This is a genomic window from Chryseobacterium sp. VD8 (assembly GCF_037149975.1).
In the GTDB taxonomy this organism is placed as follows: Bacteria; Bacteroidota; Bacteroidia; order Flavobacteriales; family Weeksellaceae; genus Chryseobacterium; species Chryseobacterium indicum.
Map to the genome: position 1 here is coordinate 1 of NZ_JBBCQL010000150.1, position 11,261 is coordinate 11,261.

The 11,261-nt window shown below is 35.7% G+C and carries 9 protein-coding genes; 1 reads left to right on the forward strand and 8 read right to left on the reverse strand.

The window, feature by feature from the left end; all coding sequences use genetic code 11:
- Nucleotides 1-80: 80 nt before the first annotated feature.
- The 8 genes from WFK35_RS15325 to folE form a co-directional block, all read right to left on the reverse strand.
- Nucleotides 81-590: a ferritin gene (locus tag WFK35_RS15325; RefSeq protein WP_214588397.1), complete on the reverse strand. Its 510-nt coding sequence runs from the start codon at nt 588-590 to the stop codon at nt 81-83.
- A gap of 128 nt (nt 591-718) precedes the next feature.
- Nucleotides 719-1,183 (reverse strand): hypothetical protein, encoded by a 465-nt coding sequence (locus WFK35_RS15330; RefSeq protein WP_214588396.1) that lies wholly within the window; start codon nt 1,181-1,183, stop codon nt 719-721.
- A 177-nt stretch (nt 1,184-1,360) separates the two neighbouring features.
- Nucleotides 1,361-2,353 (reverse strand): hypothetical protein, encoded by a 993-nt coding sequence (locus WFK35_RS15335; protein ID WP_336733329.1) that lies wholly within the window; start codon nt 2,351-2,353, stop codon nt 1,361-1,363.
- Nucleotides 2,354-2,489: 136 nt separating this feature from the next.
- On the reverse strand, nt 2,490-5,141 hold the full coding sequence (locus tag WFK35_RS15340) for a 4-alpha-glucanotransferase (protein WP_336733330.1): 2,652 nt from the start codon (nt 5,139-5,141) through the stop codon (nt 2,490-2,492).
- 125 nt (nt 5,142-5,266) lie between these two features.
- Complete coding sequence (locus tag WFK35_RS15345) at nt 5,267-6,433, reverse strand: T9SS type A sorting domain-containing protein (protein WP_336733331.1); 1,167 nt, start codon at nt 6,431-6,433, stop codon at nt 5,267-5,269.
- 603 nt (nt 6,434-7,036) lie between these two features.
- Nucleotides 7,037-8,503 (reverse strand): cysteine--tRNA ligase, encoded by a 1,467-nt coding sequence (gene cysS, locus WFK35_RS15350; RefSeq protein WP_336733332.1) that lies wholly within the window; start codon nt 8,501-8,503, stop codon nt 7,037-7,039.
- Nucleotides 8,504-8,653: 150 nt separating this feature from the next.
- A complete protein-coding gene (locus tag WFK35_RS15355; RefSeq protein WP_336733333.1) occupies nt 8,654-9,292 on the reverse strand; it encodes a hypothetical protein in 639 nt (212 codons plus the stop codon).
- 25 nt (nt 9,293-9,317) lie between these two features.
- On the reverse strand, nt 9,318-9,983 hold the full coding sequence (gene folE, locus WFK35_RS15360; protein WP_076395046.1) for a GTP cyclohydrolase I FolE: 666 nt from the start codon (nt 9,981-9,983) through the stop codon (nt 9,318-9,320).
- A gap of 97 nt (nt 9,984-10,080) precedes the next feature.
- Between folE and WFK35_RS15365 the strand changes: the two genes are divergently transcribed.
- On the forward strand, nt 10,081-11,235 hold the full coding sequence (locus WFK35_RS15365; RefSeq protein ID WP_336733334.1) for a hypothetical protein: 1,155 nt from the start codon (nt 10,081-10,083) through the stop codon (nt 11,233-11,235).
- Nucleotides 11,236-11,261 lie beyond the last annotated feature (26 nt).

Sequence of the window (11,261 nt, forward strand, 5' to 3'; positions counted from 1 at the left end):
GTTTTGGGAAAATTACTTTTAAAACAAGTTTCGGCGGCACCTTTGGTGCCGCCGAAACTTATTATTATTTAAATACAGAATTAAGCTGTTGTATCCGGTGCGAAAACTCTCTGCGCCAATTCCTGATCAAAAAGATATAAAGCGGATGGATTATCGCTTACCATTTTGATTTTGGTAACCAACTGAGATGCGCTTGCTTCTTCTTCAACCTGCTCGTTGATGAACCACTGCAGGAAAGAAGTCGTGGCAAAATCGCCCTCGTCATTTGCATTTTTCACAATATTGAAGATGCTTCTTGTTACTTTTTTCTCATGTTCCAGAGCTTTTTCAAAAATGTCGATTGCGCCTGCAAATTCGTGGGGTGGCTTTGCGATTTCTCCTATAATAATTTCTCCACCTACGTCATTTAAATAATCGAACATTTTGTCGGCATGCATTAACTCTTCTTTGCTCTGTACACGGAAATAATTGGCAATCCCGTCAAGATCCTTACCGGAAAACCATGCAGACATAGAAAGATAATATTGTGCAGCGTACTGTTCGTGAGCTATTTGTTCGTTAATTAATTTTGCAATTTTTTCGCTAACCATAAGTCCTAAATTTTCAGTCAAAATTAGGGAATAAAACCCCGAAATCAAAAGTTTTAGCAGAAATTAATAAAAAAGGACGGAATAAATCCCGTCCTCCTACACATTAAAAAATCAAAATTATAAACTACTTAATTCGCATCCGGAGCAGCCGTGTTCATTGGTTTGTGCATTCTTCCGCCCTTCATTCCTCTTTCTTTCATTGCCACTTTTCTCTCTTCCATTTTTGCTTTTCTGTCCGCCTGCCATTTATCATATTGCTGAGGAGTAAGAATCTGTTTCATGTCGGCATCCATCTGTGCTCTTTTTGCCTTCATCTCTTCCATTTTAGCCTGTCTCTGATCTTTATTTTTTTCAAAATCAGCTTTCATTTCAGCTTTTCTTTTTTCGTGAAGTGCTTTAATTTTATCTACCTGAGCCTGATTTAAGTTTAAATCTTTCTGCATCTGCGCCATATGTTCCTGCTCTCTCTGCTGAAATCTTTCTTTCATTTCAGCTCTTTTAGCCTGTCTGTCCTGTGGTTCAGGAGTTACCTGTTGTGCCATTGCAAAACTTCCCATTCCGATAAATGCTATTGCTAAAACTAACTTTTTCATTTTTTTAAATCTTTAATTAATTGTTATACATCTTTTTGATTATTAGTTAAAATGAAAGTTAAAACACAAACCTCATAAAAAATGTTAAATTTTAACATTAATTTTTTAATGATAAAAATAAAAAAGAGCAGATCATAAAAATCTGCTCTCACACCACTTAAATATAATATATGAAAATTAATTTCTTGCAAATCCGGTTCGGAATCCACCGTTTCCTCTGCTTTCTCCTCCCCCTCTGTTCTGTTCTCTGGGAGCTGAATTTTCGTTTCCTCTGAATCCTCCGTTTTTTCTGAAACCGCCTCCATTATTTTCAATTCTCGGAGCTTCTTCTCTTCTTACTTCTCCGCCTCTGAAACCTCCGCCTCTGGTTCCGCTGTTTTCAGTTCGCTCGTTTCTGAAACCGCCATTGCCCCTAGTAGAACCTATTTCATTCCCTCCACGGAAACCTCCATTATTTCGTACTTCATTATCGTTTCTGAAAAACGGACTGTTGTTTCTGTTTTCTGCCTGATTGCGGAAACCTCCGTTATTTCCATCTCTTACACCGCCACGGAAACCATTATTAGGTCTGTCGCTTCCTCTTACGATATTAAAAGTAGGGTTATCATAGCTACGGAATCTGGTTCTGTCTACTCTGTAAATATTGATATTTACATTTCTGTAGCGCGGCATCGGTCTGCAAATCCCTGCATAATGCGTTCTTCGGTAATTCTGGAAATATACTACAGGACTGTATCCTCTGTAATAATTATTCTGGAATACAACAAAAACTCTTGGTCCCATAATTCTTTCCAATGCATAGAATCTGTCATAATACCATCTGTCCGGATTGTATCTGTAGAAATTGTTCCATGTGGAAAAACTTACATACAGATTATTCAGTCTCAGGATCTGGTCTATCTGCCAACGATTCAGCCTGTTTTGGGCAAAAAAGCCATTCCAGTTGATGCTTATAATGCTGTTCCTGTAATCATTGTAATTGGTCTGGTAATAATCCTGCGGATAATTGTAGTAATAATCATCAGGGAAATAATTCTGATCGTCTTCATCGCTGTAATAGCCTCCGTCATTCTGATAATAGCCGTCATCTCCCCAACCATTATTCGGATACTGCTGAGCAAACGATAAAGTCGCCATACCCAAAGCAAAACTGATTAATATTTTTTTCATTTCTATAGTCGTTAATTGGTTAATATAGTCGAATTTTCTCTTCTATCTTTTGGATATAAATAAAAAAAAGAAGTTAAATCTTCCGATTCAACTTCTTTTAATTTATTATTAACTAATTGATAATTAAATGTTAAATTTATATCCTTCCACTGTCTTTAATCCAATAAGCTATTTTTTGGTTAAAATCTTTCTGCTCTTTCAGATCTTCCAGATTAAGATGCATTCTGTATCTCCAGTAATGTGGAAAAACTGCGGGATTGTTGATTCTTTCATTATCCATTTTAGGATTGCTAAGATTTTTATCCGTTGCTAAAAACTCCTGAATCGGGAAAATTGCCAGCATCGAATCATTATAAAGATGCTGTTTCATTATAATTTCAGCTAAGTGAGGATCCAGTTCTTCCGGAGCTTTTCCATACTGTACCAACTGCTGATTGAAATACTTTTGTGTAAGCACCGGATCTTCTTTCCACCATTGTCTCAACGTCGAACTGTCATGTGAGGAAGCCGTAACAACATTCAGATAACCTGCATCTTTTGGATTATAAAAAGGAATATTATCCGAAGGCATTCTCTGAACTTTTAAAGCTATAATCGCGAGTTCATCCATCACAACAGGAACACAGTCCGGAACAAGGCCTAAATCTTCTCCGCAGATCAGCATTTCTGTAGCATTAAGAATCATCGGAAGTTTTTCCATAGCTTTTTCAAACCAAAGATGATCCTGTCTTTTGAAGAAATAATCGTGATAAAGGTCATAGATGGATTTTTTCTCCCAATCCGAAAGATATTTATAAGATTCTGTGTTGTACACATTAAATCTCGGATGATAAACAACCTGTCCGTTTCGTTCTTCAATTAAAAATAAAACATTGGCACAAAGAGAAATCAGCTGATCTTCAATCGGACCTCGTGGATTTTTCTTAAAAAAGTCGGCTAATTTACGCTGTGTATTGAATTCTTCTTTAAATGAATAGGTTCCGTTCTGGTTGTTATTGATAAACTCAAGTGCTTTTCCGCTGTTTTCGCCTAAATATTTCCAGAGAATCTGATCATTGATAAATGTCTTACAGTATCTGTCGAAATTAAAAGGAATATGTCTCGCATTGAATTCTTCCAGCGTAATAGGAACGGCAGGATAAAAATATCCTAAAATTCCCTGAGTTGCAGAAACCGGCATTCTCCAGATTCTGAAAAACCCTAAAATATGATCGATTCTCATCGCATCAAAATACTGTTCCAATGCTTTGAACCTGTTTTTCCACCACTTGTAATCATCAGCTTTCATGGCTTCCCAATTGTAGGTAGGGAATTCCCAGTTCTGCCCCAATTCTGTGAACTGATCCGGCGGTGCTCCTGCCTGAAAATCCATTCCGAAAAGTTCAGGTTCTGTCCATGCTTCCACAGAATGTCTGTAGATTCCGATCGGCAGATCCCCTTTTACGGAAATTCCGAGGTTATGCGTATAATCAATCGCATCCTTTAATTGCTTATGAAGCTGATACTGAACCCATGCATGAAGCATAGAAGCATCATAATCTTTACTTTTTGCTGAAAAAAATGTAGAAACCTTTCCTGCAATATATTTTTTATGCGTTTTCCATTCGTTGAAATTCGGAGTCTTGTATTTGTCCCTCAGTACACAGAATGCTACATAAGGAAGAAGCCAGCTCTCGTTATCTTTGATGAATTTCTTGAAGTTTCTGTCCTTGTAAATCTTTTCTTTATCTTCATTGAAAACGACTTTCAGATACTTCCACTTTCCAAAAATCATCTTTTCGTAATCGATTAATTCTAATGAATTTAGTTCTGACTTTTCAGCCTGATAATCTTCCATTAAATCTTTAGGTAACGCAAAATCGAGATTCTCAAGGGAAATATATTGCGGATGAAGCGCGTACACAGAAACTGCAGCATAAGGATATGAATCTGTCCATGAATAATTTGCCGTTGTATCATTAATCGGCAGAATCTGGATAATTCCGAGATTGGTTTCTTTTGCCCAATCTGCCAGTTTTTTCATGTCAGAAAATTCACCAACACCGAAACCGTCTTTCGTTCTCAGAGAAAAAACAGGAACCGCAACTCCTGCATCGTGATACATCTGATACAGTTTGAACTTAAAATAATGATCCGAAACAATCTGTAAAACGTCTTTCGAATGATTTGGTAATGCAAATCTGTTTTCGCCTGTTTCCACATCGATTACTTTACCTTTAGCCGCATCGTAAAGACAGTATTTATATTGAATAAATTCGTTTTCAGGAATTTCCAGAGAAATTTCCCAAATGCCGAAATCGGTCTGAGACAGATGGATCGCCTTTTCGTAGTCCCAATTTCCTAATGAAGCCGTACTTCCGAATACAACAATCTTCCAGTCCGGATTATAAATCGGAGCTTCTATTCTGAATAAATGCGTATGCTTCTTCAGCACAGAAACTTTTTCCGGCTTGAAGGTGTTCAGTTTGTTATAGAGAATTTTATTATTGAGGTAGTTTTCAGGAAAATTTTTATTATTCCATTCGTCAAAAACCACAAATTCCTTGTAATTGTGCGGAAAAGTAAGATGATGCGGAACAAACTCCTCGCGAAGAATATTTCCTCTTTCATCGATAAGCTGATAATGATATGATATGGTTTTGGAAAAGTAATCTACCTCACACTTCCACAATCCGTTTTCTCCGTAAAACATAGCATGAGTCTGATGTACAGAGCCTTCGTCTTTGATCATCAACCGAAGATTTTCTCCAACTTTTGTACTGTAACCTACATTAAAGTATAGCTTCATTTATATTTTTTTATAAAAATACATTATAATCCTGAAAAATAAAACTTATTGAATATCAAATATTCATTAAAAAAACCTTTTCAAAATGTCTGAAAAGGTTTCTAAGCTTTACACAAAGTTAAAGATTATTCTGTTACTAAAATTTTCTTGTTTAATAATACTTTTCCTGATTCGTCGGTAATGTTTACCAGATAAGCTCCGCTGATCAGATTTTTAAGATAAACCTGTTGATTTAATAAACCTTCTTTTACAGATAAATTCTGTTTCATCACATTTTTTCCTGAGAGATCGAAAACATTCAGTTTAATATTTCCTTTTACAGTTTTATCATTTACATTGATGTTAATGTACTTTTCATCCACTCTTGTCGGATAAATATCCAGATTGGCAAAAGCATTATTGGAAATGGCTTTATCGTTCGCAAAATATTTACTTGCCAAATCATAAATATGCAGATTCTGCTCTCCTCCAAGTGGTTTTGCCTGTAAAGTAGTAAGGTCTACTTCATACAGAGAAGCTCCTTTTGCACTTGCAATCACCACTTTCCCTTTTGAATTTACAGCAGATCCGTTTACCGAATAATTTTCAGGAATTCCTGCAATTTTTCCTATAAATTTAGCCTTCATTTCCTTTGGAGAAAGTTTGAAAACATTTCCCGAAGCCGAAAAAACATAGAAATTATTTTCTGCATCCGCAATCATATCCCCTCCGAAACCTGTTTCAATGGTGGTGAAAGAATTTTTTCCGTTGGAAGCATCATCTTTAATAATTCCCAAATCGTTAACCACATATTGATTTCCTTTTCTGCTGATCTGCAAAAACTGTGTTCCGGAATTGTTGATCGCGTAAATATTTCCGTCATAACCTGTTGTCATTCTCGTTACATGAGAATTGATGTCACATGAAGTAACTCTTGCCACACTGTTTTCCACCAATGTAATTTCCTTTGTTTTGGCATTTAAAACATAAATATTGGAAGAAAACATAGGCATATACACCAGATTATTATTGTAAGAATCATAAGCCAGTGTTGCCATATTTACAGCCTGCGCGTTATTGTAGGTATTTTTATCCTCAGTTACAGCGCCGTTTCTACTTTGTGAAAAAACTCTTGCAGAAGAATCTGCATTAAAAATCTGTTCTCCGGAAGTTCCGCTTGTTCCGTCGATGGCACGGAAATCATTGAAAACAATACTCTGAGTATCTTTCCCGACCAAAGCAAAAAAATCCTGCTGTGCCGAAGCGTTTGCGCCCATCAACAACAGGAATAAAGGGAATAAATGTCTTTTCATAGTCTATTCATTTAAATTTTTAATCATTTTATTATGACTAAGTTACGTAATTTTTGGATTGAATATGAAAAAAAATTAAGACTGTGATTTAGGTTTAAAAATTAGTTTTTAACGCAAAGCTGCAAGTTTTTTTGAAAATGTCTGAGTATATTTTTCGTTTGCGAAAGCGTTTCACTCAGCAAAATTTGTCATGCTGAAAAAGCATCTCTATGATTGTATTTGATAAATTTTTCCTTCGTTGAAATAACAGAAGCGTATATAAAAAACTCCCGCAGATTATACAGATTTGGCGGATGATTCTGTAAAAAATCTGCGTAACCTATACAATCTGCGAGAAATAAAAAATCTAAGCTTTTAATTCAAAATGCTGAAAATATCTTTCGTCCCCGAAGACATTTGATTTTGTCTAAACTTCAATTTCGCTCAGCAAAATTATTCACAAAGTTTGTCATGTTGAAAGCATCTCTATAATTATATTTTATAGATTTCTCCTTCGTCGAAATGACAGAAGCTTGTATAAAAAATCCCGCAGATTATACAGATTTGGCGGATGATTCTGTAAAAAATCTGCGGGAGATATATTAAAAGCCGTAAAGCTTTACTCTAATTCAAAACATAAGAAGTTCCGTCTCTTCCGTCTTTCAGTTCGATACCTTCAGCAAGAAGTTTATCGCGGATCTGATCGGAAAGTTCGAAATTTTTTGATTTTCTTGCCTGATTTCTCAACTCGATTAAAACTTTCAGGGTCTGATCCAGTTTTTCATTGTTGTTCTCCTCAATCGTCTGAAGTCCCAAAACGTCGAAAACCAAAGCGTTTAAAGTAGATTTCAGTTCCTCTAAATCTTTCGTTGAGATTGTTTCCTTCCCATCATTTAAAGCAAAGATATATTTTACAGCTTCAAATAAATGTGCAATTAAAACCGGAGAATTGAAATCGTCCGTTAATGCATCATACGCTTTATTTTTCCATTCTTCAAGACTGAAACCTGATTGTTTTTCATCATTCGGAGTAATGCTGTTCAACACTTTAATGGCTTCCATCAATCTCGTGTATCCTTTTTCACTCGCAATCATGGCATCATTTGAAATATCTAAAACACTTCTGTAATGTGCCTGCAAAAAGCAGAAACGAACGATGGAAGGATGGAAAGGCTTTTCGAAGAAATCGTTTTCTCCTGTCACCAACTGCATCGGCAAAATATAATTTCCGGTGGATTTGCTCATACGCTGAGAATTCATCGTCAACATATTGGCGTGCATCCAGTAATTTACCGGAGAAGCATCATTGCAGGCTTTTCCCTGTGCGATTTCACATTCGTGGTGCGGGAATTTCAGATCCATTCCGCCTCCGTGAATATCGAAAGTTTCTCCTAAATATTTTGTACTCATTGCAGTACATTCCAGATGCCATCCCGGAAAACCTTCTCCCCATGGCGAATTCCATCTCATGATGTGTGCCGGAGAAGCTCTTTTCCACAATGCGAAATCCTGCGGATTTTTCTTTTCACCCTGTCCGTCAAGATCTCGGGTATTAGCAAAAAGTTCTTCGATATTTCTTTTTGAAAGTTCACCATAGTTTAAGCCTCTTCTGTTGTATTCCAACACATCGAAATACACAGAACCGTTGCTTTCGTAGGCGAATCCTCTTTCTATTAACTTTTGAGTCAGCTCGATCTGTTCCACGATATGACCTGTTGCAGTCGGTTCAATATTCGGAGGAAGTAAATTAAACATATCCAACACTTTATGAAAATCGACGGTGTATTTTTGTACGATTTCCATTGGTTCTAACTTTTCAAGACGAGTCTGTTTCACGAATCTGTCGTTGTTCACGTCGCCGTCGTCGGTAAGGTGACCTGCATCGGTAATGTTTCTTACGTAACGAACTTTATAACCCAAATGCATCAAGCTTCTGTAGATGAAGTCGAAAGAAAGGAAAGTTCTTACATTTCCCAAGTGTACATTGCTGTAAACGGTCGGTCCGCAGACGTACATTCCTACATTTCCTTCTAAAATCGGCTTGAATATTTCTTTTTCTCCCGCAAGCGAGTTGTATATTTTTAGTTGCATTTTTTTTATTTGATTTAATGATTTTAAATTTAGTAAAGTTTTTATTGATTAAAAGATTTTCATCTTTTAACAGCAGCAGATACACCAACAACAAATAATGGTTGTTACAAATATCTTGTATGAAACTTTTTTAAATTTTATCATTATAATTTACTTCCAGAAAATTTCAGGTTTAATATAAAAAACGGTATCAATAAAATATAACACTCCTTTTTGTGTAATGACATTTTCGTCATGGAGATCTTCCAGAATAATTCCTAAGGAAGAGTTATAGTAATCATTGTTTCTTATATTTTCAAATCCATTATTACCAAGAAAACTTTTAACTTCTCTGAGATCAGTTAACTGATCTAATTTAACAAATCTTTGTTTAACAACTGCATATAAACTGTCTGAATTCAAATAAAATCCAATTAATTCATATGCTGTATCCGGAAAAAAATAATTATTTAAAAGGAGATTATGAAAGTAATCCAGCCATGATTCATAGTAAATAGAATCATTCAGCTTTAAAACAAAACTATCATCTTTCAAATATACTTTTTGTTCCGCTCCTTCTGATACAAACAGATTAAAATCTATCGTATTATACCAAAAGTTATTAGAATTAATCCAATCGATTAACTCTAATGTTTCTTTTCTTTTGAAATACTTTTCTTTTGAAGCCAGCCTGCCTGTTTCTTGGCTTCTTCTAAGGTAACCGGCGATTGTTTGGATAGTATTTCCATACTTAACTTCGCTCTTTCCTGAAAGGATATATTGGAGTTCATATTTAATATCGTTTAACATTGTTAAAAATAGTACAATTTTTCATTTAATCCAATTTCGCATGGCTTCCTACATAATGAAGAAACTCCTGTCTTGTAATAGGATTGGTTCTGAAAATTCCGCTTAATTCTGCGGTAATGGTAGAACTTGCGGTATCTTTTATTCCTCTGCAATTAACGCAAAGGTGTTTTGCATCAATAATACAGGCAACGTCTTTTGTTCCTAAAGCTTCTTTCAGGGCATTCACAATCTGCATTGTGAGTCTTTCCTGAACCTGTGGTCTTTTTGCATAATAATCCACAATCCTGTTAATTTTTGAAAGACCTATAACTTCTCCGTTCGAAATGTAAGCAACGTGTGCTCTCCCGATAATCGGCAGGAAATGATGTTCACAAAATGAATAAACAGTGATGTCTTTTTCCACCAACATCTGGCGGTATTTATATTTGTTTGAAAATGTAGAAATTCCCGGTTTGTTTTCAGGAAGAAGTCCTCCGAAAATTTCATTCACGTACATTTTAGCAACACGTTTCGGAGAGTCTTTTAAAGAATCATCGGTCATGTCTAAACCCAGCGTTTCCATGATTTCCCCAAAAAGTTCGGTAATTTTTTCTATTTTTTCTTCCGGTGATTTATCAAAAGCATCTTCCCTTATAGGCGTATGTTCTTTTCCTGTGAAAATATCATCGTCGTTATCCGTAAAATCAACCATTTTTATTTAATTTGCACAAAAATACGGATAAAATCTGTTCGTCATATTTAATTTGGGCGAAAAACATTATCTTTCGCGCCCACTATCATTTTACATCATGATTATTGCTGAAGAAGTACAAAACGAATCCCAGAGGAAGGAATTTTTAGAATTTCCGGCAAGGCTTTATCAAAAAGACAAAAACTATATAAGACCCAGAAATATTGATATTGAAGATGTTTTTAATCCTCAGAAAAACAGGTTTTTTAAAAACGGGGAATGTGCAAGATTTTTGTTTAAAAATAAAGAAAATAAAACCGTAGGCAAAGTTGCGGTTTTTATCAACGAAAGCTATGAGCAAAAACAGCCTACCGGCGGAATCGGATTTTTCGACTGTGTAAACGATCAGGAAACTGCAAATTTTATTTTTGATTATTGTAAAAGCTGGCTTCAGGAAAGGGGAATGGAAGCAATGGACGGACCGATTAATTTCGGGGAGCGTGACAAATTCTGGGGATTGGTAATTGAAGGTTTTATCGAACCTTTGTACGGAATGAATTATAATTTCCCTTATTACAAAGAGCTTTTTGAAAACTACGGATTTAAAATTTATTTTGAGCAGCTTTGTTTTTCAAGACCTATTTTTGCCGAAGTTTCGAGACTTTTTACGGTTATGCATGCCAAACACAGTAAAAATCCCGATCTTTCTGCAAAACCCATGACGAAAAATAATCTGGAAAAATTCGCCAAAGATTTTACAGAAATTTATAACAAAGCGTGGGCTGCACACGGCGAAGGAAAATGCATACAGGAATCTAAAGTGCTGAAAATGTTCAAAATGATGAAACCGATCATCAATGAACATATTTCATGGTTTGTTTATGAAAATGAAAAACCGATTGCGATGTGGATGAATCTTCCGGATACGAATCAGTGGTTTAAATATCTGAATGGGAAATTCGGGATCTGGGAAAAGCTGAAGTTTCTCTGGATCAAACAGTTTAAGAAGAACGAAAAAATGGTTGGTCTGGTTTTCGGCGTTGTTCCGGAATGGCAGAGGAAAGGTGTTGAAGGCTACATGATCTGGGAAGGAACACAGCATTTGAGAAAACATACGGATTTTAAAATCATAGAAATGCAGTGGATCGGAGATTTCAATCCTAAAATGATTAAGATTGCCGAAAATCTTGACACCACGATCACCCGAAAATTAGCGACATACCGTTATCTTTTTGACAGAAATAAGGAGTTTGAAAGACATCCTGTTTTATGATTTATAGGGTTTTCGGCGGCTTCGCC